This window comes from Vibrio celticus (genome assembly GCF_024347335.1).
GTDB lineage: Bacteria > Pseudomonadota > Gammaproteobacteria > Enterobacterales > Vibrionaceae > Vibrio > Vibrio celticus.
In genome coordinates this window covers 3,243,904-3,268,150 of record NZ_AP025463.1, presented here as the reverse complement: position 1 = coordinate 3,268,150, position 24,247 = coordinate 3,243,904, and the positions used below count along the sequence as shown (strand labels likewise).

Here is a 24,247-nt window from a genome sequence, read left to right as displayed (position 1 = left end):
CTCTGTAGTTCTGCTAGTTATTAACTAACGCTATTCTAGCGAGAAGTTGAGTCCTGTTATTTTTGTTTCCAGGTGAAAGGTGAAAGGTGAAGCCTTTCGATTGAAGCTTATATAACTTGAGAGCGGGTTATTGGGTAGACTAGCGAGTGTGCAGAAGAACGGTAAGCGTCTAATTAACCACACGTTCTAATTCCAACCAGCCTTTGTCATAGTTTTTCCAACCTAACGGAGGAACTATGACTCAATCTGAAAAACACCAACATTGGACGACCATTGTCTCTAACCAGCAAGAAAGCGGACTTTCTGTTCCGCAGTTTTGCAAAGAGCACGACATCAATTACGCCACTTTTCATTATTGGTTGAAGAAACTCAAACAAACTGATGATGAACAAATCGCCCACCAAGTGGTAATGAATGATCGTCCATCATTAAGTGCAGAGACGGTTGTTGTTCATCTACCGAATGGACTTAAAGCAGAGCTGCCGACCTCGTTATCACTGACACAAATTCAAACTTGGCTTAAGGCGCTGCAATGATCCCAAGTGGTGCCGTTTATCTCGTCTCGGGTATTACCGACATGAGAAAGTCGATTGATGGTCTGTCTCTCATTGTCGCAGACGTGTTAGAAATGGATCCATTAAGCAGCGCGTGGTTCATCTTTTGCAATCGTGGCCGAGATAAAATCAAAATTCTCTTTTGGGACACCAACGGATTTTGGCTCTACTATCGCCGATTAGAGAAAGGCCGCTTTAAATGGCCCAGACCTACAGCAGCGGGTCATATCCATATCTCAACTCAACAACTTAACTGGCTATTATCTGGGCTGAATCTTGAAAACCCTAAGGCTCATCAGCCCCTTTATGGTCGAGAAGTGTGAGCTAGAATACTGATCATCATATTGGGCTTGAACGATCCTTTTTCGCTGTCAGACTAAGTGGAAATGATAGATAACGAGCCCTAACCATGACCGAACTTCCTGATGATGTAGAACAACTCAGAGCGATGCTGCTTAAGCTACAGGAAGAGAACAGTGCACTCAAAAAGACGGTCGACACTCAAGCTGAGGAAGTCGTTGAGTTAGAAAACAAAATGCAGTTGCTCCTTGAGCAGCTTAACTTGAGTAATCCAAACGCTTCTCGGCCAAAAGCGAAAAAGAGCCCAAAGGCACTTTCAACGAAGCCGAGCAGCAGAATGCATTACCAAAACCAGCTCCCAAGCATCATAAGAAGGGCCGAAAAGTGCTCCCTGCAGAGTTAGAGCGTGAAGTACATCAGCACACACTCAATGCCCCTTACTGTGAATGCTGTAATGAACCGCTGCATGAATGCGGTACCGAAGTCTCGGAAGAGCTAAAAATCATCCCTCAGAAAGTCAGCGTCGTGCGCCATGAGCGTACCAAGTACGCTTGCCGTCAGTGTGAAAAGACACAAACCAGCAGCAAAATTATCACAGCGCCTCGACCAGCCAATATGCTCCCGAAAAGCATGGGTAGCCCTGAAGCTTTCGCCGCAGTCGTGACAGCGAAGTATGTTGATGCGCTGCCGCTGTATCGTCAGGTTGAGATTTTAAAACGTTCTGATATTGACTTAAGCCGTGGGACGCTTGCCAACTGGTGTGTGCAACTGGGTAATAAGGTGAATGTCATCGTTGAAGCGATGAAAGCCCATTTACTGAATGAGAAGCTAATCTGCGCCGATGAAACCACCGTTCAAGTACTGCGAGAGCAAGACCGAAGTGCTCAGAGCAAATCTTACATGTGGGTCTATCGTAGCGGCGAGTTCGTCAAACAGCCTGTGGTGATTTACGACTATCAACCAAGTCGAGCGGGACAATGCGTCAAAGACTTCTTAGGTGATTATTCCGGTTACCTGCTTACCGACGGTTATCAAGCTTATAACGGTCTCGACAATGTCAGCCAAGCCGGTTGCTTAGCGCATGTCAGGCGCAAATTTACTGATGCACAAAAAGCCCAACCGAAGAAGAAATCAGGCCGTATTGAAAAGGCAATTAACTTTATCGCCAAGCTTTATGGCATTGAGCAAGAAGCTAAAGGCTTAAGTGCTATCGAAAGGCAGCAGTTACGCCAACAAAAATCAAAACCTATCTTAGACAAGTTCCACGAGTGGTTGCTGGAAAGCCAGGAAAAAGTGCTACCGAAAAGTCAGCTCGGTGGCGCCATCAATTACACGGTCAATCAATGGCCTAAGTTGCTCACCTATCTAGAAGATGGCGACATCAGCATTGATAATAATGTGACTGAGCGAGACATCCGCCCGTTTACAACGGGCCGGAAAAACTGGATGTTCTCAACCTCGGTTGAGGGCGCTACAGCAAGTGCCAACTTGTATAGCTTAGTGATGACGTGTCGGGCGAATAATATCAACCCGTATTACTACTTCGCACACTTGTTCAAAGTGCTACCAACGCGATCCCTTCAAGACGATCTGAACGATCTTATGCCTTGGAACTTAGAAATAGATGAGGTTGAATAAGGCCTCACTGCTTAATTAGACGCTTACGAAGAACGAGTTCTCTGTATTACTTAACCTTCTGAAAGAGTTCTGGCCAAATTTAGTGCTCCTCCCCCCACCACACATTAACGCTTTCGATTACTCAAATACTAGCGGTATCAAATATCGATATAGGCTCTATGTTCACCGCATACCTTTCTGCTAGATCTTCAGTGAGGAAATCGGCGAATCTGACTTTCATTAGGTATAAAAAAGGCCACCTAAATTAGGCAGCCTAGTTTAATATTATGAGATGTTAATCTAGCTCTTTCTCTGCTTGCTTTGCTTTTTCGATCATAGGAGTAATTGTCGAGCCTTGTACTAAAATCGAGAATACAACTACCGCATAGGTCATAACGAGGATAACTTCTTTTACATCGATTAGCTTCTCTTCAATTACCCAAATGCCAGAAGGTATAGAAAGTGCCATAGCGAGTGCTAAGCCGCCACGTAAACCACCCCAAGTTAGAATTTTTATAGACCATGGGTTATAAGTTCTAAAGCGCTTAAACCCGATATAAGACAAGAAGACACTTAGGTAGCGAGCGCTTAGTACTAGAGGAACGGCGAACGCCATTAAGATCCAGTCTTCTTGGTGGAATTTGAATAGCAACATTGACATACCGATTAGTAAAAACAATACACCATTTAAAAACTCGTCTATTAACTCCCAGAAATGGTCTAAGTGGTCTTCACTCTCTTTTGAGAATCCGATAAAGCGAGTCCAATTACCAATCATGATACCTGATACCACCATTGCCAATGGACCTGATACATGTAGAACTTCAGCAAACGCATAACCAGCAGTTGGGATGCCGATGGTTAATAGCAACTCCATAGAGTGGTCATCGGTGTTGCTGATTAGGTAATGGAATACAAGACCTAAAACAAAACCGTAGACGATGCCGCCAATTGCCTCTTGAACGAATAGCATGGTCACACTACCGACGGTTGGCGCTTCTGTGCCGAATGCGATAGTAAATAGGGTTACGAAAATAACTAAGCCAAAACCATCGTTGAATAGAGATTCTCCCTCGATTTGAGTAGAGATTCTTCTAGGCGCGTCGAGCTTTTTTACTATTGCTAAAACGGCAATTGGGTCGGTTGGAGAGATTAGAGAACCAAAGAGTAGGCAGTAAATCAGATCAAATTGAATACCGATGAACTGACAGAACCCGTACAGCACAAAACCGATAAAGAATGTTGAAAACAGCGTAGCACCTAACGCGAGTACTGTTATTTCCCATTTCTGGTCTTTTAGGTTTGGTAATTTGATTCCCAAACCGCCTGCAAATAGTAAGAATCCTAATATCCCTTTTAGAAGGAAATCTTCAAAGTTGATACTGGCAACGGTTTCTGAGGCGATGTCAGCCAGTTGGAACCAATTGTTTTGTCCCGCAATGATAATCAATAGAGATAACATCATTGAGCCAGCTGTGATGGCGATGGTTGTCTGCATTTTACCAATTTTGGTATTAACGAAAGCAATAAGCATGGCTGCAGCGGACAAGAAGCATAAGGTGTAATAGACCGACATTGGGATTCCAACATGTAACAAAGTATGAATATGAATATGAATTTTCGTTGTCTCATGCTCAAATAGCAAACATTTTTTTGTCATGAGTCGGTAATCAATTTCCTTTTTTAGACGTCTAGACTCCTTTTTAATGTGTGATAGGATGGAGGGATAATTAAAGGAATGAGGTTGTACCGTGGGAAGTAATGTAAGGCAAAAGATTGACGCTCTGTTGAAGCAACGAATTTTACTGATTGATGGTGGCATGGGCACCATGATTCAGGATTATAAATTGGAAGAGCAAGACTATCGTGGTGAACGCTTTGCTGATTGGCACAGTGACTTGAAGGGCAACAATGACCTTTTAGTTCTTACACAGCCTAAGCTTATCAAAGATATCCATATGGAGTATTTGGAAGCTGGGGCTGACATCCTCGAAACCAATACCTTTAACGCTACAACCATCGCTATGGCCGATTATGATATGGAAAGCCTTAGTGAAGAAATTAACTTTGCTGCTGCCAAGCTTGCTCGTGAAGCGGCTGATGAATGGACCGCAAAGACCCCAGATAAACCTCGCTTCGTAGCGGGTGTATTAGGCCCTACCAACCGAACTTGTTCTATATCCCCTGATGTAAACGATCCAGGTTACCGTAATGTTAGCTTTGACGAACTGGTTGAAGCTTATTCTGAATCGACTCGCGCGCTCATTAAGGGCGGTTCAGATTTAATTCTTATTGAAACTATCTTTGATACGTTAAACGCGAAAGCGTGTGCTTTTGCGGTTGAATCTGTTTTCGAAGAAGTAGGTATCAGTCTGCCAGTGATGATTTCCGGTACCATCACTGATGCATCAGGTCGTACCCTTTCAGGACAGACGACAGAAGCATTCTACAACGCCCTTCGTCATGTAAAACCAATCTCATTTGGATTGAACTGTGCATTGGGCCCTGATGAACTGCGTGAGTATGTCGGTGAGATGTCTCGTATCTCAGAGTGCAATGTTTCTGCTCACCCTAATGCGGGTTTGCCTAATGCATTTGGCGAGTATGACCTTTCTCCTGAGGATATGGCTGAACATGTTAAAGAGTGGGCTGAAAGTGGCTTCTTGAACCTAATTGGTGGGTGTTGTGGTACTACTCCAGAGCATATCCGTGAAATGGCTGAGGCCGTTGAAGGTATAACGCCGCGTCAATTGCCAGACTTACCAGTTTCTTGTCGTCTTTCGGGACTAGAGCCACTGACGATAGCTAAAGAATCTTTGTTCGTGAATGTAGGTGAGCGGACCAATGTTACCGGCTCTGCACGCTTTAAGCGCCTTATCAAAGAAGAGCTCTACGACGAAGCCTTGAGTGTAGCTCGAGAGCAAGTTGAGAATGGTGCTCAAATTATCGATATCAACATGGATGAAGGGATGCTAGACGCCGAGGCGTGTATGGTTAAATTCCTGAATCTATGTGCTTCAGAACCTGAAATCTCGAAAGTACCTGTTATGGTCGATTCTTCTAAGTGGGAAGTTATCGAAGCTGGTCTAAAGTGTATTCAAGGCAAAGGCATCGTTAACTCCATCTCTCTAAAAGAAGGCAAAGAGAAGTTTGTTGAGCAAGCCAAATTAGTTCGTCGTTATGGTGCTGCTGTCATCGTGATGGCGTTTGATGAAGTAGGGCAGGCTGATACTCGAGAGCGTAAAGTCGAAATCTGTACCAATGCCTACAACATTCTTGTTGATGAAGTCGGTTTCCCACCAGAAGATATTATTTTCGATCCGAACATTTTTGCAGTTGCGACGGGCATTGACGAGCATAACAATTATGCGGTTGATTTTATTGAAGCAGTAGGTGATATCAAACGCGATCTCCCTCATGCAATGATCTCTGGTGGTGTATCGAATGTTTCATTCTCATTCCGCGGTAATAACTACGTCCGTGAGGCTATTCATGCGGTATTCCTATATCACTGTTTTAAAAACGGTATGGATATGGGCATCGTAAATGCGGGGCAATTGGAGATTTACGATAATGTGCCTGAGGATTTACGTGAAGCCGTTGAAGATGTGGTTCTAAACCGCCGAGACGACTCAACTGAGCGCTTACTCGATATCGCGACTGAATATCTAGAGCGTGCTGTTGGAAAAGTTGAAGATAAATCGGCTTTAGAGTGGCGTACCTGGCCAGTAGAAAAGCGCTTAGAACACTCTTTGGTAAAAGGTATTACCGACTTTATTGTTGAAGATACCGAAGAAGCTCGTGTTAATGCCTCTCGTCCTATTGAAGTGATTGAAGGCCCTCTAATGGACGGCATGAACGTTGTTGGTGACCTATTTGGTGAAGGTAAGATGTTCCTTCCTCAAGTGGTGAAATCTGCCCGTGTTATGAAGCAGGCGGTAGCCCATCTAGAGCCATTTATTAATGCAACCAAAGACGTTGGTGCAACTAACGGAAAAATCTTACTTGCGACTGTAAAAGGCGATGTTCACGATATTGGTAAAAATATCGTTGGCGTGGTTTTGCAGTGTAATAACTACGAAATTATCGATTTAGGCGTGATGGTTTCATGTGAAAAAATCCTTAAGGTCGCTAAAGAAGAGAACGTCGATATCATTGGCCTTTCGGGTTTGATCACTCCTTCACTGGATGAGATGGTGCATGTGGCTAAAGAGATGGAGAGACAAGGCTTTAAACTGCCTCTTCTGATTGGCGGCGCAACCACATCTAAAGCTCACACAGCAGTTAAGATTGAGCAGAATTATTCAGAACCTGTTGTATACGTAAATAATGCCTCGCGTGCAGTGGGTGTTTGTACTTCACTACTTTCTGATGAATTGAAACCCGCTTTCGTTGAGAAGCTGGATATCGATTACGATCGCGTTCGAGATCAGCACAATCGTAAGAAACCTCGTACTAAGCCTGTCACGCTTGAAAGAGCTCGTGCCAATAAAGTTGCTATCGATTGGGATGCGTATACACCACCTGCACCCGCTAAGCCGGGAGTTCACATCTTCAATGATTTTGATGTGGCGACTTTGCGTCAGTACATCGATTGGACTCCATTCTTTATGACATGGTCATTGGTTGGTAAATACCCTGCAATCCTTGATCATGAAGAAGTGGGTGAAGAGGCAAAACGTTTATTCAAAGATGCTAATGATTTACTGGATCGCGTAGAGAAAGAGAAGCTGCTTGAAGCGCGTGGTATGTGTGCCATGTTCCCAGCGAACAGTGTTGGTGATGATATTGAGGTGTATACCGATGAATCTCGTACCGAAGTTCTAAAAGTTCTACACAATCTTCGTCAACAAACAGAGAAACCAAAAGGCTTTAACTACTGTTTGTCTGATTACATTGCGCCAAAAGAAAGCGGTAAAGCGGATTGGATTGGTGGCTTTGCGGTTACGGGTGGTATTGGTGAGCGAGAGCTGGCTGATGAATACAAAGCGAAAGGCGATGACTACAACGCGATTATGATTCAGGCGGTTGCTGACCGATTGGCTGAGGCGTTCGCGGAATATCTGCATAAAGAAGTGAGAAAGGATATTTGGGGTTACTCGCCAGATGAGAATTTGTCTAACGACGATTTGATTCGAGAGAAATACCAAGGTATTCGTCCAGCTCCAGGTTACCCTGCTTGCCCAGAGCATACAGAGAAAGGTACGTTGTGGGAGCTGATGGACGTTGAAAAGGCAATCGATATGTCATTAACGACAAGCTACGCGATGTGGCCTGGTGCCTCAGTGTCTGGTATGTATTTCTCACACCCTGATGCTAGATACTTTGCTATTGCACAGATTCAAGAGGATCAAGTGGATAGCTATGCTGACCGCAAAGGTTGGGACATGTTAGAAGCCGAGAAGTGGTTAGGTCCAAACATTAACTAGTTTGAATCTACGACGAGCTTTGATTCGTATAGTAAAAAAGAGAAAGGGTTGCTTAATAGCAACCCTTTTTGTATCTGAGATTTAGTTATTTATCTGTTGGTGATAAACGCATTTTTACTCAAACAATTCTTGGTGCAGTTTTTGAATCGCCAACTTAGAAACAGATTCATCTAGCAAGAAACACAGGTTGTGTGGGCTTGCTCCGTAACAAATCATGCGTAGGTTGAAATCTTCAAGAGTGCCGAATACCTGCTTCGCATAGCCTTTGCTTTCACTCATGTTGTTACCAATAAGTGCAACAAGGCATAGGTCGTGTTCAATATCGACAGAACACAGCTCTTCAAGCTCAAGGCGAGCGGCTTCAGGTAACTCAGGAGCACCACCTGATGTGTCTGTTTGATCCAGAGTAAGTGACACACTGATCTCTGAGGTAGTGATAAGATCGACAGAGATCTTATGTTTAGCAAGGATCTCGAACACTTTTGCTAAGAAGCCATAGGCGTGGAACATGTTAGCACTGCGTAGCGTAACCATGGTTTGGTTGCAGCGTAGGGCAAGCGCTCTAAATAGAGGGGAGCTCTCAACTTCTTGACGAATCCAAGTACCACCTAACTCTGGCGCTTTAGAAGAGCCGACAAATACCGGTATTTGGTGGCGTAGTGCAGGTACTAGAGTCGATGGGTGCAAGATCTTCGCACCAAAGTTTGCCATTTCCGATGCTTCACTAAAGCTGATCTCTGGGATAGGAGAAGCTTTAGGTGCAATACGAGGGTCAGTGGTGTAGATACCCGGAACATCCGTCCAGATTTCTAGACCAATCGCCTGTACAGATTCGGCAATCAGTGCTGCTGAGTAATCACTGCCACCGCGGCCCAAAGTCGTGGTGTTGCCTTCGCTATCAGCGCCGATAAAACCTTGGGTCACGACAACTTGTTGTTGGCAAAGTGGAATAAGTTTCTCTTGCGCTAGAGCGGCAATATCTTCTAATTGAGGTTCGGCTTTACCAAAATCATCATTAGTACGCATCACATCTCTGATGTCAAAACGAACAGCAGGAGTGCCTCGTTCACGGATGATCTGAGCCAAGATATGTGTCGACATCAACTCGCCACATGCGACAAGGTGATCCGTCAGTTTAGTGCTTGTTTGGAATGATGCAGCCTCTGCAGCGCTCGCAATGTCATCAAGAATGCTGTGAACTTCTTTTTCGATGCTGATTGGGTCTGCGAGTTGATCAAGAATTGCGTTATGAATATCCTCTAATTGTGCCATTAGTTCCTGACGACTAGCTTTGTCTTGAACACCATTTGCTAGTTCAACCAGCAAGTTAGTGACACCAGAGCATGCACTACTCACGACCAGTTTCGTGTTTGAGTTGTTTTCAATAATGGCAGCACAACGGCTCATTGCTTCAAAGTTGGCAACACTTGTTCCACCAAACTTAGCGACATTAAAAGAACCAGCTACATTAGATGCACTCACGATATATCTCCCACGACTTCCTAAAATAAAATTACGGTTGGGTAATCCAACGTCCGATGTTTTTCGAAGAGAGTTTTAGAGCAAAAAGAGAGGAATTATTAGAATAGTAACCTCAGAAGCTCTTCACCATATAGAAATGGCGACAGTTGAAGGGATTCAGCCCGCTCAACCGATAATAAAGGTCCTGCATCCTTTTATTATCTCGGCACTGCTCCCCATAAATGTTTTGTATTGGAAATGCGGTTCCACAAAACATCTGCCTGGGCAGTGCTCCTCTTCTGCTAGATAGCCGTTTCATTGAACGTTTTTGTGGTAACAATGTCAATCCGTAACTTGAGATAATTGAAAAATAATTTTAACAATTATGTGACAGTGGTTTGACCTCAATACTTATGGCTAATTGCTGAGGTAATCAATTTGCTTTAGGGTGGATTGTTCACAACATTAACGTAAGGGATGTACATGTCTAATTTAACACTCACTACTGCTATCGATAGCTTTTATCCACCACACCGAACGTTAATGGGACCTGGTCCTTCAGATATCTCACCTCAAGTGTTACAGGCTTTGAGCCGTCCAACCATAGGTCACTTAGATCCGCTGTTTATTGCGATGATGGACGAGCTTAAACAGCTTCTTAAATACGCTTTTCAGACTGAAAACGAATTTACGATTGCCGTTTCTGCACCGGGCAGTGCGGGTATGGAGACCTGTTTTGTTAACTTGATTGAGCCTGGTGAAAAGGTGATTGTTTGTCGTAACGGTGTCTTCGGTGAGCGTATGCGAGAAAACGTGGTGCGTTGTGGTGGCCAAGCCATCCTTGTTGATGACGAATGGGGCAAGCCCGTTTCAGTTGAAAAGGTAGAACAAGCATTGGCAGAAAATCCCGATGCTGTTGCTGTGGCTTTTGTTCATGCAGAGACATCAACCGGAGCGCTATCTGATGCTCAAGCTATCTCAGCTATCGCTCGTCAGTTTGATGCGTTAACGATTGTTGATGCGGTGACATCATTAGGTGGTGTGCCATTGCTGGTTGATGAGTGGCAGCTTGATGCGGTTTATTCTGGCAGCCAAAAATGTCTGTCTTGTGTGCCAGGGCTATCTCCAGTGACTTTCTCTCAGCGTGCGGTTGATAAAATGAAAGCCCGCCAAGCACCAGTACAAAGCTGGTTCTTGGATCAAAGTTTAGTATTGGGTTACTGGAGTGGAGAAGGTAAGCGTAGCTACCACCATACCGCACCTGTGAACAGCCTTTATGCTCTGCATGAGTCGCTGGTTTTGTTGAAAAATGAAGGCCTAGATAATGCGTGGTCTCGTCATCATGCGATGCACCAAGAGCTTAAAGAAGGTGTAGAAGCTCTAGGATTAAAGTTTGTGGTTGATGAAGAGAGCCGCTTGCCGCAGCTGAACGCACTTTATTTCCCAGAAGGAATTGATGAGGCTAAGATCAGAACGCAGCTTTTAGAAGAATATAACCTTGAAATCGGTGCTGGACTTGGCTCTTTGGCTGGTAAGGCATGGCGTATCGGCCTAATGGGCTACGGCGCTCGTAAAGAGAATGTCGCGTTGTGTCTAAAAGCGCTAAAAGATGTTTTGAAATAGCTGTAATAAACTGAAATTAAAAAGAAAAGCGCACGATAGATCGTGCGCTTTTTTGTATCTACCCCAAGCTCCTAAATGATATTTTAGTTTTGAGGTCTAAATATTATTCAGCAGACGAAACGTTATCTTCTGCTTGTGACACTTTCTTATACTGAACCTTTGAAAAGTCTCTGTTAGGGAATAAAAAGTTCGCTTCGCTACGAATTTGTTCGGCTTTACTGTGATCGCCTAGGCCTTGATACGCAAGAATCAGATTGCTGTAGAAAGCCGGTCTTGGTTTGCTCTTTATGATCTCCAGTGACCAATCGATGTAAGGCTGTATAAGGCTCGGGTCGGCTTTGTAGAGACCAATATTAAGGTAAGTGCTGTATATGTCCCAGTCGTAGCGATCTTTCCACACCACTGGGTTCGTTACCTGCTTAAGAATGTCCGGATTTTTAGGTTTAGATAGTTCAAACTTAGTCAGTACATAGTTGGTATGCAGGGCGCTCAACATATAAAAACTGACCAAGATAGGTATCACTAAGCTCGACACTCTAAACAGGGTTTTACTGATGATACTGAACGACTGTTGATAATGTCGGGAAGATCGCTGATCGACCCAGTAAATCAATATAATGAATGTTATCCAGTGAATCGCCGAGTGGTAAAAAGGATACTCAAGTTGAGAGTGCAAAAGGATCGGGATAAATAAAGCGAGCAGGGCTAGACGCGTTCCCTTTGCAGAACTTGCTATGCGTGACATCACCAATATCGCGGCAATCAAGATTCCGATGATTGGCACAATTCCTCCTTCTACTCCCCAAAACAGGAACTCATTGTGCGGGTGATCCATTGAAGGAAGGCCTGGGTGATAGTTCGAATTAAGTTGATGCTGGCGAGCGGTATATAGCGTGTACTCTGATTCAAATTTCCCGTAACCATAACCTGTGAATGGCTTTTCGATCATCATATCCAGAGCTTGTGGGAACGTATAAGCGCGCGGGCTTTCTAGGTTCGCTTTTTTGCTAGCGAGGCTATCAGTCGCACTTAGGCTGATCACCGAAAAAGCGACGACGACACCGACGAGCACTGATGCGCACCATCCGTAGAAGCGTTTCTTGGTCGAGAACTTGTATAGATAGGGCAGAATGCAGATAAAACCAATGACAGCGGCCAACCATCCGGTACGTGATGCAATAATGATCAGCAAAGGTACGGTTAAGGTTGGGGTTAGGTATAGTAAGAATGACTCGCTAATCTTGTGATTATATTTAGCTGGCTGTCTTGCTAAAAGGTAAGCGGACAACACAAAACCAGTAGCAAGAAAGCTTGCCATAACATTCGGTTGTTGGAATATCCCATATGGTCGATTTGCAGCAGTGTTGTAGCCAAATAGGTTGCCAGGCTCTAATAAGAAATATTGCACATAGCCAAATAGTGCTTGTATAACAACAGCAAGCACAATGAACCACAAAATGCGTTGCTTGTGTTTATTGCTGAACTTAAATTGCTGTAGTACGACGAATAAAGCGAAGCCCGCCCACAATCCCAGTAGTCGACCAGATGCGGCTTGAGGAAAGGCGTTACTGTAAAGCGTGGGTAGCGTAAGTATCACGCAACTGATCAGCAAGCCAAGGGTTAACTTGGAATATTTGAGTACTCGGTTAGTCGCGAGTTGGTAGAAGCCAATTGCTAACGTAAAGCTAAGAGCTAACCAAGTGGTTGGGTTAAACGATAAAGCAAGGCCCGAGCCTCCAGGATTAGGCATGAAAAAATGCATGGCTAACAAGAATACAACAGCTAAAGAAGCCAGAAATGCTTTATTGAGTGGTAGCTGAGTGACCTGATTTTCTAGCTGGGTACCGCTAGTGTGTATTGTTGCCATAAATCCCTAACCTTATAAAAACAGAGCTTGTTCCTTCTGAAACAAGCTCTGTTACTTTAACATTTTTCTGTCTGCTCGCAGGGCGCTATTTTACACCTACTTCAAATTTAACATAGGCTTAAGGAAGCGAGCAGTGTGTGAACCTTCGACTAACGCCACATCTTCAGGTGTACCTTCTGCAACAATCTCGCCACCACCTTGACCACCTTCAGGGCCAAGATCTAGGATCCAGTCTGCTGTTTTAACGACATCTAGGTTGTGCTCAATTACGACCACTGTATTACCGTGATCACGCAGTCTATGTAATACCGTCAGTAGCTGCTGGATATCGTGGAAATGAAGTCCTGTTGTTGGTTCATCGAGAATGTATAAAGTTTTTCCCGTGTCTCGTTTAGACAGTTCACGCGCTAATTTAACACGCTGAGCTTCACCACCAGATAAGGTTGTCGCTGCTTGTCCGAGGCGAATGTAGGAAAGGCCAACATCCATCAATGTTTGCAGCTTACGAGCGATAACAGGAACAGGGTTGAAATATTCTCGAGCATCTTCTACGGTCATCTCTAGAACTTCGTCTATGGTTTTTCCTTTGTATCGAACTTCTAGAGTTTCACGGTTATAACGCTTACCTTTACACACATCACAAGGCACATACACATCGGGTAAAAAGTGCATCTCTACCTTGATTACGCCGTCTCCTTGACAAGCCTCACAACGACCACCACGAACGTTAAAGCTGAATCGACCTGGTTTATAACCACGAGATCGTGATTCTTGAGTGCCTGCGAATAACTCTCGGATAGGGGTGAAAATACCGGTGTAGGTTGCAGGGTTTGATCTAGGGGTGCGACCGATAGGGCTTTGATCAATATCGATCACTTTGTCGAAATGCTCTAAGCCTTTTATCTTTTTGTGCTGCGCCGGAACTGCAGTTGTTGCGCCGTTTAATTGAGTGTGGGCGACTTTAAAGAAGGTATCGTTGATAAGCGTTGATTTACCCGAACCTGATACGCCCGTAATACAACTGAACAAGCCAACAGGAATTGTCGCGGTCACATTCTTTAGGTTGTTCCCCGTTGCGCCAACGATCTCGACGACCTTTTTCTTGTCGATAGGTGTTCTCTTTTCAGGTACTGCAATTTCTTTAGCACCGCTCAGGTACTGACCTGTCAATGAGTTCGGGTTGTCGATGATGTCTTGCATGGTACCTTCTGCCACCACGTGACCACCATGAACACCTGCACCTGGGCCGATATCGATAACATGGTCAGCACAACGAATTGCATCTTCGTCATGTTCTACAACAAGTACCGTATTACCTAAGTCTCTGAGGTGTATCAAGGTCTGCAGTAGACGTTCATTATCGCGCTGGTGGAGTCCAATTGATGGCTCATCCAGTACATACATAACGCCCACTAAACCGGCACCGATTTGACTCGCCAAGCGAATACGTTGCGCCTCACCACCAGACAGCGTTTCAGCACTGCGTGATAGGTTGAGGTAGTTCAAACCAACGTTGACTAAGAAATGCAGACGGTCATTGATCTCTTTCATCACTTTATCTGCGATCTGCCCACGCTGACCGTCTAGCTTCAATTCTTGGAAAAATTGTAGTGCGTCAGCAATGCTAAGTTCAACGATTTCTGGCAGTGTGGTATCACCAATGAAAACATTGCGAGCTTCTAATCTCAGGCGAGTGCCATCACAGCTAGAACACGATTTGGTTGAGATATATTTGGCAAGATCTTCACGCACCGTGCTAGATTCAGTATCACGGTACCGGCGCTCTAAGGTATTTAATATTCCCTCGAATGGATGACGCTTAACTCGAATATCACCTCGGTCATTGATGTACTTGAATTCCACTTCAGTACGACCTGATCCTTTTAGAATGATCTCTTGAGTCTTTTTCGGTAGAGAATTAAATGGCGCATACAGATCAAAACCATAATGTTCTGACAGCGACGTTAGCATTTGGAAATAGTAGTAGTTCTTTTGATCCCAACCTTTGATCGCACCTTCAGCAATGCTTAGGTTCTCATCTAAAATCACTCGGCTTGGATCAAAATACTGTTGAACACCAAGACCATCACACGTACCACAGGCTCCTGCCGGGTTATTAAATGAGAACAGGCGAGGCTCAAGCTCTTGCATGCTGTAACCACATTTAGGACAAGCGAAGTTAGCAGAGAATACGATCTCTTCTTGATCCGTTTCGTCCATCCAACCGACGACAGCGATGCCGCCAGATAGCTCTAATGTGGTCTCGAACGATTCAGCCAAACGTTGCTGTAGATCGGGACGTACTTTAAATCGATCAACGACGACCTCAATGGTGTGCTTTTTATGAAGTTCTAAGGCTGGTGGATCGGATAGATCACAGGTCTCACCATCAATGCGCGCACGGATAAAGCCTTGTGCCGCTAAGTTTTCCAGTGTTTTAACATGCTCACCTTTGCGTTCTTTGACGATAGGCGCCAGTAACATCATTTTTGAGCCAGCTGGTAGTTCAAGTACCTTATCCACCATTTGGCTGATAGTTTGTGCAGCTAGAGGGATGTTGTGATCTGGACAACGAGGTTCGCCAACTCGCGCATACAGTAACCTAAGGTAATCATAGACTTCAGTAATCGTGCCGACAGTTGAGCGAGGGTTATGTGAAGTCGACTTTTGTTCTATTGAGATTGCTGGAGACAGGCCTTCAATATGGTCGACATCAGGCTTTTCCATAAGAGATAGAAATTGACGAGCGTAAGCAGACAGAGACTCAACATAACGACGTTGACCTTCTGCGTAGAGTGTGTCAAACGCAAGTGATGACTTACCTGAACCGGATAATCCGGTGATGACAGTCAGTTTGTCACGTGGAATGGTTAGGTTGACGTCTTTGAGGTTATGCGTACGAGCGCCTCTAATTTCTATTTTATCCATCTCAATAGACCATGTAATTTTAAGTGGCTAAAGTATTACATAGAGTGAGATTTGTGCAAAGTTTTACTGGATAAAAAAACAGTAAACAAAAAGGGCAACTCAAAGAGTCGCCCTTCCTAAAATCAGTAACGTTAGTGATAAACCAGTCGTTATGCTTCTTTCTTTGTCGAGTGTTTACCTAGCTCGATTTGCTGCTGGTCTTTCTTGTATAGGTTCTCGAAGCAGTAGTTTGTTGCTTCGATATAGCCTTCAACACTACCACAGTCAAAACGCTGGCCTTTAAATTTGTAAGCCAATACACAGCCTGCTTTTGCCTGTTTTAGCAATGCATCAGTGATCTGGATTTCGCCGCCTTTACCTGGTTCTGTCTGCTCGATTAATTCAAAGATATCTGGAGTCAGAATATAACGACCGATGATCGCTAGGTTGCTTGGCGCAGTGCCTTGCTCTGGCTTTTCTACCATGTCATCCACACGGAAAAGGTCATCTTTGATCATTTCGCCAGAGATAACACCGTACTTGTGAGTCTCTTCTTCTGGAACTTCTTGCACAGCAACAATAGAACAGCGGAACTGTTTGTATAGCGTAACCATCTGAGCTAACACGCCTTGTTGCTCGTTCACACAAAGGTCATCAGCAAGTACTACTGCGAACGGTTCATCACCTACCAGTTCACGACCAGTCAAGATAGCATGACCAAGGCCTTTCATCTCACGTTGACGAATGTAGGTGAAGTTTGCCGCTTCAATCGTTTCACGGATATTAACCAATAGGTCTTCTTTATTGGTGCCGCTAATCTGGTGCTCAAGCTCGTAGTTTTTATCAAAGTGATCCATGATCGAGTGCTTACCACGTCCAGTAACGATGCACATTCCATCCATACCAGCTTCGATAGCTTCCTCTACACCGTATTCAATCAGAGGTTTGTTTACGACAGGCATCATTTCTTTAGGCATTGACTTGGTTGCAGGTAAAAAACGTGTACCGTAGCCAGCTGCCGGGAAAAGGCACTTTTTGATCATGATAAGACCCTTTATCTATAATAATTATTGATTCAACTGAGTTGTTGATATTTCTGAGGGCAACTCTAGCACAAGTTATGTCGAAAATTCAGCAACAATACCTATGGTTTACTAGAGCTTCCCTCAAAATTATCGTCAGATTCAGAGGCCGATCGATTATGCAAGCAGGTTCTGGTTGGCCCAAGCAATGGCTTGAACCCTATTTTTGACCGCCAACTTACGGAATATCTGATAAAGGTGAGATTTAACCGTGAACTCACTAATAAACAAGTCATCAGCGATTTGTGTGTTTGATGACCCTGACTGAAGACAGCGAATTACCTGAATCTCGCGAATGGTTAAATCAACGTTGGTTGGTGTTGTGTTGGTATTGACCATATTACGATAATAAAACAGCAGTTGATTGGTTACCTTCCTCGGTAACCAGTTCTCACCATCGATGACTTCTTGAAGACCACGAGCAATCTTGTCCTTTTGTTCAGTGTTGTAAAAGAGTCCTTTTAGTACCCCATAGGTAAGAAGCTCTGAGGTTGGAAGTTGCTGGGGGACATTGAATAAAATGATTTCGTGATTTTTCCACATAACAGTCAGGTTAGGACAAATAATCCGTAGTTGTGGTACCTCTCTGTAATCGACGAGCAAGATCCGGTTACTCTGCTTTCTATCAACTAGCATTAATTCGTCGGGTGTCATTTTGTAGAGAATAATAGATAAATGCTTTTCTATCTCTTTTACATGTAGATAGGTATCGTTTGGGTCGATGCACAGAAAGTGTAAAGTGCGAGCGTATCTTGATTTTCTCATTGAAACGTCCTGTTTAAGGGGGATTAGATTCCACGTTGTCATGCTGGCTTTAGCTTCTCTAGCGCCTTGATAGTGACTTGCGTTGAATATCAATTATCAAAGTAAATGAGTGGTTTGTAAGTGGAGAAAAAAGCAACATCGCTCTGAATATCATGATTTGTTACGTTTTTATTCTTTGTAGTGAGGAGAGAATAGGAATGCGATTTATCACTGCAGAAAAGCATGCTATTCTTGTGCGCTAAAATTTTCTGAGACTATGAATTTAGACGGAGCAAATCATGGCTAGCCGTGGAGTTAACAAAGTTATATTAGTGGGTAACCTAGGTAATGACCCTGAAATTCGTTACATGCCAAATGGCGGCGCAGTAGCGAACATTACCATTGCAACGTCAGAGTCATGGCGTGATAAAGCAACTGGCGAGCAGCGTGAAAAAACAGAATGGCACCGTGTTGCTCTGTTTGGCAAGCTTGCGGAAGTTGCTGGTGAGTACCTACGTAAAGGTTCTCAAGTTTACATTGAAGGTCAACTTCAAACACGTAAATGGCAAGATCAAAGCGGTCAAGATCGCTACACAACTGAAGTGGTTGTGCAAGGCTTCAATGGTGTAATGCAAATGCTTGGCGGCCGTGCTCAAGGTGGTGCTCCTGCTCAAGGTGGCATGGGTAACAACCAACAGCAAGGTGGTTGGGGTCAGCCACAGCAGCCACAACAACAGCAGCAACAATACAGTGCTCCCGCTCAACAGCAGCCAAAAGCACCTCAACAAGCTCCTCAGCAGGCTCAACCTCAATATAATGAGCCACCAATGGATTTTGATGATGACATCCCATTTTGACACCTCCAATAATGGAAAAACTTGATTTATTATTGAGTGAATAGTTTAAAGCCCCGTTTTTACGGGGCTTTTTTGTTTTCTGCTTAAAAAATAAGCTTGATTTAAAATTGCCACCTTACTACAATAAATTAAGCTTGATTTATGGTGGTGGTATGGAAATTCATCGAGAACAACTCATTTTTCAAAACGGAGAGCGTTTCTCCTGTTTATCGGATGCTAATGGTGTGCCTGATTTCTGGACGACTTTGTTCCTTACAACGCACTATAGAGGGTCAACCCAAGAGACAATGAGGAACATTTCGAATGTTCTCGTTCATTTTCTACTTTGGGATGAAATGCAGGAACAACCTTTCTTTGAAAAGGTTATTGGTATTGCGGATGCAGATGAAGCTGCTCCAGCGAGCCAATTTTCACTACCAGAATTCCTTTCAACGCTTGAAGCTAGATCTCTAGCTCACCATTGCAAACTTCAGACGAAAGCTGTACGGCGTAAGCACACGCAGAAAACTGAAAGCAACGTAATTTCTATGAGAGCACAGTTACCTTCATCTGTGGCTCCAGATGAGGTAGTAGGAGTGAAGCTACACCGTCATCGCCTGAAGGTCGTAGCTGAATTTCTTCACTTTATGGTAGATGTAGGTCTACGCCATTACTCCCATTACGCTTATTACTTAGATGCTGCTGAAAAAGTTAAGCAAGTGATAATTAAACAGCGACCAAAACGACAAGGCGCTCGTGCAAAACGAAATGATCCTGACAAGAAGGCACCACCACCCGAAGTTTTTGAAGAAATTATGCGAATTGCTGAGCCTGAATGTATCGATAACCCCTTTACAGCTTTGGTTCGAGAAAGGAATTATCTAATTATCAGAGTGCTTTATGAAACAGGTATGCGTGTAGGGGAACTACTTCAGTTAAAAGTCGCTGATGTAAATTTCGCGGCGCAAACCATTTCAATCGTTCGTCGGCATGATGATCCTGAGGACATCTGGAGGGGGCTTGAACCAAATGCTAAAACATTGGAGCGCGATCTACCAATATCCCTTGAGCTGACAGATTTGTTGCGCGATTACGTTATAGGAGAAAGGAGGCATATGGTACAAGTACTTCCTGCAAGCCAAAGCCATGGTTTCTTGTTTGTTTCCAGTAAGAATACTGTCGGGCAACCGTTGAGTATCAAGCAATGTTCCAAGCTCCTATTGAAGATTGCTCGTGATAAAGGGCTGGCTTCGTTTATTGAAGCGGAAGGTATTAAGGTGGATAAGTTGGCAAGCGCTCACGCATATCGACATAACCGAAACAATTTAATTTCCAGAATTATCGATATAAATAACCGTTTAGCGCGTGAGGAAGGGCGAATGGATGACATTATATCTGAAAAGAAAGAGATACAAATACGCATGTACATCATGGGACATAGTGATGAGAAGTCTGCTGAAGTTTACAACCTTCGCCATACAAAGGAATCTGCTGAAAAAATCAGTATGACACTTATGAAGGAAGAGTCAGAGAAGATGCGCAAATTCAATGGCAAAGTTAATGAGGTTGCAGAAGACGAGCTTAAGAAGCTTATTCCTAGCGTATTGGGAGTTGCCTATGAGCTTTCTGATAATGCTGAAAAGGAGAATAAATAATGAATGCAGCAGTTGAATTTAAGCTCCCTAAATGTGAACCACTTCATCGAACCTCCAAGGCTGGTTATAAGTTCGATGTACATTCTGAATTTTGGAAACTTGGTCATGATTATACCCTCAATTGGGGACTGTTAAACTATCAGAAGGCTGACTCAGAGCTTTGCCAAGGCTTGAGGTTAACCTTGGCGAGAATGGCTGAGGAAGTATCTGAATCTCATATAAAGGGTTGTTATACCTACATTAGGCGTTATTTTCTTGATACTCCCCATTACACGGGGGGAGAAATTACTGATACACAAATTTTAAATTTGAAAGCGAGTCTAGATAAGGAAAATGAGTATAAGCTAGGTACTATTCGTGCGCTTTTACGTAACTGGATTGACTGGGAATATTCAGGCGTCCAAAAAGGCATGACGCCATTCTTAGATAGTCTCAAGCTTCATGGGAATGTGAAAGGGAAGGCTGTCTTACATAGCTGTCCCCACTCTGGGCCTTGGACTGTTACGGAGCAGCAATTACTTATGAGTTGGGCAGCTAATGCATTCTTAACTGAGCAGCTAACTCTACGTGAATATGCATGGTTCATGATTTGCTATCAGACGGCACGACGTCCGATTCAACTTCGCCAGTTACGGATCTGTGATCTTAATGTTGAAGTCGTCAAAGGAAAACAAATCTACTCAGTTTCTGTGCCTAGAGCCAAAAAACGTGGTGAAGATGGTGGCTTTCGTAAGAGTTTTCGCTCACTCAATATTACTGAAGATTTGTTTCTAATTTTGATTAACTTAGCAGAGCAAGTTCAGAAGCTGGCGAAGAAAAAATTGCCCAAATTGACGAAAGCAGATCTTACAGAATTGCCTCTTTTTGTTGGTAAAGAAGAGCAATTCGATGAGATTTGTACTGTAGATGAGTTTCGTAGCTCCCTAAAAGATGAGCCTGCGAAACTTCACATGAATGTACAGGGTTCATCAGATTTAACTAGAGTTGTTAGCAGAAAATGCAGCGCAATCTCAGAGCGAACTGGTGAAACTATTCATTTTACGCCTACTCGTTGTCGCCGCACGCGTGCAACCAATTTAGTTCGTCATGGTATAAGTGGGGTTCAGCTTGCTTATCTGTTAGATCACGAAGATACCCAGAATATAGGTGTTTATACAGGGTATACCCCAGAACTAGCTCTTCGAATTTTTGCCAAAATGAATGAAGCTATGAGCTTTTTAGCGGCAATGTTTGAAGACCGTCTGATAACTGATGAATCAGGAGCTGTTCGTGGGAGTGATCCTGCGAGTAGACGACACATCAGTGGAATGAAGCATGTCGGAAACTGTGGTGGTAGTGCTTGTGATAGTGGCGTCAAAATCTGTGTGTCATGTGCTCGTTTTCAGCCTCTTTTACATGCGCCATGGGATGAGCTTTTGGTTGATTTAACTGAGGAAATGGAAGACCGTCGAGAGAATGGTGCTAGTGATTTAGTTCTTCAGTCCTATGACCTAGCGATTGTTCATATCGCAGCAATTATGAAAGCTTGTGATAATAAAATTCAAGCGCTGAATGAGGGGGCTGCATGAGTGTCATTCCTTTTAAATCCAGAAAAGAACTCACCTGTGAACAGAACCTCAAAGCTTTTATAGACCGAGCTAAATTCGAGCTAACACTGTATGAAGATCAAGGTGGTTTTAAGTCAGTTAACTGGAAAACAGCTAAGAACCTTGGTATGCAGTTTACAGAATATGAGTCTTCTGCTGGAAAAGGTGATGGCAAACCATTTGAACAGCCTTTCTTAGATTTTTCTCGTGCCTATGTTCGAGAGCAACAGAGTATAAAAGAAATTGCTCCTAGTCATATGATGCGGGCGCTTAAAGCAACATATTGTGGATTGAAGGAAGTTCATGGCATTGCTGACATACTGTTACTTGATGAACCTACAATTACTAAGGCTAGAGAGTCTGTAGAAGCTCGACTGACGCCACAGGCTCGTTATGGCACTGGTGGTCATATGAAGAAGCTTTTTAAGTGGTTAAAAGAAAACAGAATATGTTTGCGCCACACCCCTTGGAAGAAAAGTCCGTGGCCGAGACAGAAAGATCGTTCGGAGGGGACTTCAAAAGATGACAGAGATTGGCAAGAAGAACGCTTGCTTGAAAGCCATGAACTGGCAGCTCTAGCTGATGCTTTTACCAAGGCAAAGACACCTTATGAAGTTTATTGGTCGAGCTGTGCGGTTTTGCTTATGTTTGCACCAAGCCGTGCAGGAGAGCTGTATTTTTTGACTACTAACTGCCTTTTCGAGACAACTGCTATTGAAACCTTTCAAAACTCAGATACGGGTGAAGTCGAAGACAAAGAAACTGAGGTCTTAAACCTACGATGGAAAGCTGCTAAGGGCGGCGGGGTAATCCCCAAACCAGTTCACCCTAAGTTAGAGCATACAGTGAGAGAGGCTGTAAAACGACTAACTAAGCTTGGCTCGTCAGCGCGAGAGGCAGCAGCTTGGGCAATTGAACATCCCAACAAATTCTTTCGTCATTCAGAGTGCATTACCAGTTTGAACCTCGGAGAAAACGAACCTCTGAGTTATGCAGAACTATGTGCGGCCATGGGGCTGACTCTAAGTAATCGGTTTTCATCTGATACGATGGATGTGCAGGAAATGGCACTTGCGCTGAGTAGTCCCAAATGGTTCTTGAACTTGATAAAAGATAAGACCCAAATTACCTATAGCGATCTTGCTGAATATTCCGCGAAAAAGTACTCCAAGCAGTATCCTAGTTGGCCGAACATAGAAGAAGTTGGAGCGCTTGTTAGTACTGCTTTATGTCTTGTGAGAGACAATGAGTTTCATAAAGATTTCTTGGCTAAAGAGTATAGCTGGGTTACTCCGAGCGTAAATGAGTTCAATACTGCTTTGGGATCGTCAGATAGTCGAACAGAAGTTAAAGATTCAATATTTGAACAATTGAATATCCGTAATGAAGATGAATCTCCAATCACTATTTCTACTCACCAAATTAGAACATGGCTATCTACAATGGCTGAGCGCGGAGAAATGGACTCTTTGGATCTCGCGATGTTTGCAGGTCGCACACGAATTCAAGACAACAAAGCATATGATTTGCGTACACCTGAAGAGAGGGAGGCGACAGCTCGTGCTGTTCTCAATATCCCTAAAGCTAGTGTTCTGGGCCTCCCCAAAGATAATGGACTTAGAGCCATTGAAGCAGTGAAAGTAGGTGTGCCAATTACTTATGAAATGTTGGGGAATAAGAATCGTGTTGGAGCAGCGCAGCCTACTGGATGGGGAGTATGCGAGCATGATTGGACGATGGCTCCATGTACAAAAGCGGGTGATTGCGTGGCTTGTAAAGATCATGCCTGCATCAAAGGTCTGCCTAAAAGCTTGGAAAGACTTCGAAATCTGGAAGTGGCTCAAACCAAAGAGTTTGAAATATCGGCAGATGCGTGTCATCGCGGTGAATATGGAGCCGAAGCTTGGCTGAAATTTAATGGTAGACGATTAGCGATCACACGCACGGTGATCAAAATGTATGAAGACGGAAATATTCCTGAAGGAACCGTAATTCGAATTCCGAAAGAGTTAGATCCCACTGAGACACAAATAGCCCTCATCGAAAACGGCTTGAAAGTCGATATTAATGTGCAGGATTCCGTTAGCCAAAGTGTGATTGATCGTACGCAGAACGAGCTATTAGCGCTGTTTGGAGGTGAGGTATGAAAAAGAAGATAATCACAGAAAAAGAGCTTCCAATTGTAGAGGACGTGCTAGCAAAATGGTCGGGTAAACTCACGTGGTTTGCGTTTGCAGAAGCGCTTGCCAAGCGTCTAAATCGCGACTCTATATCGACATTTACTCTTATGGGAGACGATGGGATTAAGCAAGCTTTCAAGCGTCGAAAGAAGACATTGAAAGATAAACCTCAAGTAATGACTGAGACTGGGGACGTCACCATTGACGCTCTTCTTAAAGAAAATGCTGAACTCAAGGGGCAAATTGAGCACCTAAAAGCAGAGCATTCCGTGAAAGAAAAAATCTGGAAAGAGACATTTATTCGCTGGCAATACAACCTATCTCAAATGCCCAATGTAGATATGTCCAAGCTACAGCAAAAGATGAATGAACCGCTACCCCAAACAGATAGGGATGCTTGAGGAAG

General features: G+C 43.8%; 15 protein-coding genes, 1 pseudogene and 1 riboswitch. Of the genes and pseudogenes, 10 read left to right on the top strand and 6 right to left on the bottom strand.

The annotated features are described in order from the left end of the window. Window positions 1–236 precede the first annotated feature (236 nt). From tnpA to tnpC, 3 genes and pseudogenes are all read left to right on the top strand, one after another. Complete coding sequence (gene tnpA, locus OCV19_RS14570; protein ID WP_065677713.1) at window positions 237–536, top strand: IS66 family insertion sequence element accessory protein TnpA; 300 nt, start codon at window positions 237–239, stop codon at window positions 534–536. Next, window positions 533–877: an IS66 family insertion sequence element accessory protein TnpB gene (tnpB, locus tag OCV19_RS14565; protein WP_065677712.1), complete on the top strand. Its 345-nt coding sequence runs from the start codon at window positions 533–535 to the stop codon at window positions 875–877. The genes tnpA and tnpB overlap by 4 nt, the downstream gene beginning before the upstream one ends. An 86-nt stretch (window positions 878–963) precedes the next feature. After that, window positions 964–2,492: pseudogene (gene tnpC, locus OCV19_RS14560) on the top strand (IS66 family transposase). A 274-nt stretch (window positions 2,493–2,766) separates the two neighbouring features. On the opposite strand, the gene OCV19_RS14555 reads toward tnpC, so the two are convergent. Continuing rightward, window positions 2,767–4,047 (bottom strand): cation:proton antiporter, encoded by a 1,281-nt coding sequence (locus OCV19_RS14555; RefSeq protein ID WP_065676188.1) that lies wholly within the window; start codon window positions 4,045–4,047, stop codon window positions 2,767–2,769. Window positions 4,048–4,222: 175 nt separating this feature from the next. Here OCV19_RS14555 and metH point away from each other — a divergent pair, with 175 nt between their 5' ends. Next, the gene (gene metH, locus OCV19_RS14550; RefSeq protein ID WP_065676187.1) at window positions 4,223–7,900 is read left to right on the top strand and encodes a methionine synthase; all 3,678 of its coding nucleotides are present in this window, start codon (window positions 4,223–4,225) and stop codon (window positions 7,898–7,900) included. 114 nt (window positions 7,901–8,014) lie between these two features. On the opposite strand, the gene lysC is transcribed toward metH, so the two are convergent. After that, a complete protein-coding gene (lysC, locus tag OCV19_RS14545) occupies window positions 8,015–9,382 on the bottom strand; it encodes a lysine-sensitive aspartokinase 3 (RefSeq protein ID WP_065676186.1) in 1,368 nt (455 codons plus the stop codon). A gap of 108 nt (window positions 9,383–9,490) precedes the next feature. Further along, window positions 9,491–9,668, bottom strand: a riboswitch (Lysine riboswitch). A 176-nt stretch (window positions 9,669–9,844) separates the two neighbouring features. Here lysC and OCV19_RS14540 point away from each other — a divergent pair. Next, complete coding sequence (locus OCV19_RS14540) at window positions 9,845–10,984, top strand: pyridoxal-phosphate-dependent aminotransferase family protein (protein WP_065676185.1); 1,140 nt, start codon at window positions 9,845–9,847, stop codon at window positions 10,982–10,984. Between the two features lie 103 nt (window positions 10,985–11,087). Here the strand turns inward: OCV19_RS14540 and OCV19_RS14535 are convergent, their stop codons facing one another. The 4 genes from OCV19_RS14535 to OCV19_RS14520 all read right to left on the bottom strand — a co-directional run bounded on the left by OCV19_RS14535 (window position 11,088) and on the right by OCV19_RS14520 (window position 17,605). Then, window positions 11,088–12,851 (bottom strand): PglL family O-oligosaccharyltransferase, encoded by a 1,764-nt coding sequence (locus tag OCV19_RS14535; protein WP_065676184.1) that lies wholly within the window; start codon window positions 12,849–12,851, stop codon window positions 11,088–11,090. A gap of 96 nt (window positions 12,852–12,947) precedes the next feature. Beyond that, window positions 12,948–15,779: an excinuclease ABC subunit UvrA gene (gene uvrA / locus OCV19_RS14530; protein ID WP_065676183.1), complete on the bottom strand. Its 2,832-nt coding sequence runs from the start codon at window positions 15,777–15,779 to the stop codon at window positions 12,948–12,950. A 149-nt stretch (window positions 15,780–15,928) separates the two neighbouring features. Then, a complete protein-coding gene (galU, locus tag OCV19_RS14525; RefSeq protein WP_065676182.1) occupies window positions 15,929–16,801 on the bottom strand; it encodes a UTP--glucose-1-phosphate uridylyltransferase GalU in 873 nt (290 codons plus the stop codon). Window positions 16,802–16,957: 156 nt separating this feature from the next. Beyond that, window positions 16,958–17,605 carry a LuxR C-terminal-related transcriptional regulator gene (locus OCV19_RS14520; protein WP_065676193.1) on the bottom strand — a complete coding sequence of 216 codons (648 nt, stop codon included), beginning with the start codon at window positions 17,603–17,605 and terminating at the stop codon, window positions 16,958–16,960. Between the two features lie 278 nt (window positions 17,606–17,883). Here OCV19_RS14520 and OCV19_RS14515 point away from each other — a divergent pair, with 278 nt between their 5' ends. The 5 genes from OCV19_RS14515 (at window position 17,884) to OCV19_RS14495 (ending at window position 24,242) form a co-directional block, all read left to right on the top strand. Continuing rightward, the gene (locus OCV19_RS14515; protein ID WP_017061342.1) at window positions 17,884–18,441 is read left to right on the top strand and encodes a single-stranded DNA-binding protein; all 558 of its coding nucleotides are present in this window, start codon (window positions 17,884–17,886) and stop codon (window positions 18,439–18,441) included. A 152-nt stretch (window positions 18,442–18,593) separates the two neighbouring features. Continuing rightward, window positions 18,594–20,075: a tyrosine-type recombinase/integrase gene (locus OCV19_RS14510; protein WP_065676181.1), complete on the top strand. Its 1,482-nt coding sequence runs from the start codon at window positions 18,594–18,596 to the stop codon at window positions 20,073–20,075. After that, complete coding sequence (locus OCV19_RS14505) at window positions 20,075–21,643, top strand: site-specific integrase (protein WP_083994290.1); 1,569 nt, start codon at window positions 20,075–20,077, stop codon at window positions 21,641–21,643. The genes OCV19_RS14510 and OCV19_RS14505 overlap by 1 nt, the downstream gene beginning before the upstream one ends. Beyond that, the gene (locus OCV19_RS14500) at window positions 21,640–23,808 is read left to right on the top strand and encodes a hypothetical protein (protein WP_206377636.1); all 2,169 of its coding nucleotides are present in this window, start codon (window positions 21,640–21,642) and stop codon (window positions 23,806–23,808) included. The genes OCV19_RS14505 and OCV19_RS14500 overlap by 4 nt, the downstream gene beginning before the upstream one ends. Next, window positions 23,805–24,242 carry a hypothetical protein gene (locus OCV19_RS14495; RefSeq protein ID WP_065676180.1) on the top strand — a complete coding sequence of 146 codons (438 nt, stop codon included), beginning with the start codon at window positions 23,805–23,807 and terminating at the stop codon, window positions 24,240–24,242. Before OCV19_RS14500 ends, OCV19_RS14495 begins: the two co-directional genes overlap by 4 nt. Window positions 24,243–24,247 lie beyond the last annotated feature (5 nt).

What these genes read in the sequence shown, in the direction of transcription:
- uvrA (WP_065676183.1), bottom strand. Translation starts at nt 15,779, where the DNA reads ATGGATAAAATAGAAATTAGAGGCGCTCGTACGCATAACCTCAAAGAC.
- tnpA (WP_065677713.1), top strand. Translation starts at nt 237, where the DNA reads ATGACTCAATCTGAAAAACACCAACATTGGACGACCATTGTCTCTAAC.
- OCV19_RS14510 (WP_065676181.1), top strand. Translation starts at nt 18,594, where the DNA reads ATGGAAATTCATCGAGAACAACTCATTTTTCAAAACGGAGAGCGTTTC.
- OCV19_RS14540 (WP_065676185.1), top strand. Translation starts at nt 9,845, where the DNA reads ATGTCTAATTTAACACTCACTACTGCTATCGATAGCTTTTATCCACCA.
- galU (WP_065676182.1), bottom strand. Translation starts at nt 16,801, where the DNA reads ATGATCAAAAAGTGCCTTTTCCCGGCAGCTGGCTACGGTACACGTTTT.
- OCV19_RS14520 (WP_065676193.1), bottom strand. Translation starts at nt 17,605, where the DNA reads ATGAGAAAATCAAGATACGCTCGCACTTTACACTTTCTGTGCATCGAC.
- OCV19_RS14500 (WP_206377636.1), top strand. Translation starts at nt 21,640, where the DNA reads ATGAGTGTCATTCCTTTTAAATCCAGAAAAGAACTCACCTGTGAACAG.
- tnpB (WP_065677712.1), top strand. Translation starts at nt 533, where the DNA reads ATGATCCCAAGTGGTGCCGTTTATCTCGTCTCGGGTATTACCGACATG.
- OCV19_RS14505 (WP_083994290.1), top strand. Translation starts at nt 20,075, where the DNA reads ATGAATGCAGCAGTTGAATTTAAGCTCCCTAAATGTGAACCACTTCAT.
- OCV19_RS14515 (WP_017061342.1), top strand. Translation starts at nt 17,884, where the DNA reads ATGGCTAGCCGTGGAGTTAACAAAGTTATATTAGTGGGTAACCTAGGT.
- OCV19_RS14535 (WP_065676184.1), bottom strand. Translation starts at nt 12,851, where the DNA reads ATGGCAACAATACACACTAGCGGTACCCAGCTAGAAAATCAGGTCACT.
- OCV19_RS14495 (WP_065676180.1), top strand. Translation starts at nt 23,805, where the DNA reads ATGAAAAAGAAGATAATCACAGAAAAAGAGCTTCCAATTGTAGAGGAC.
- OCV19_RS14555 (WP_065676188.1), bottom strand. Translation starts at nt 4,047, where the DNA reads ATGTCGGTCTATTACACCTTATGCTTCTTGTCCGCTGCAGCCATGCTT.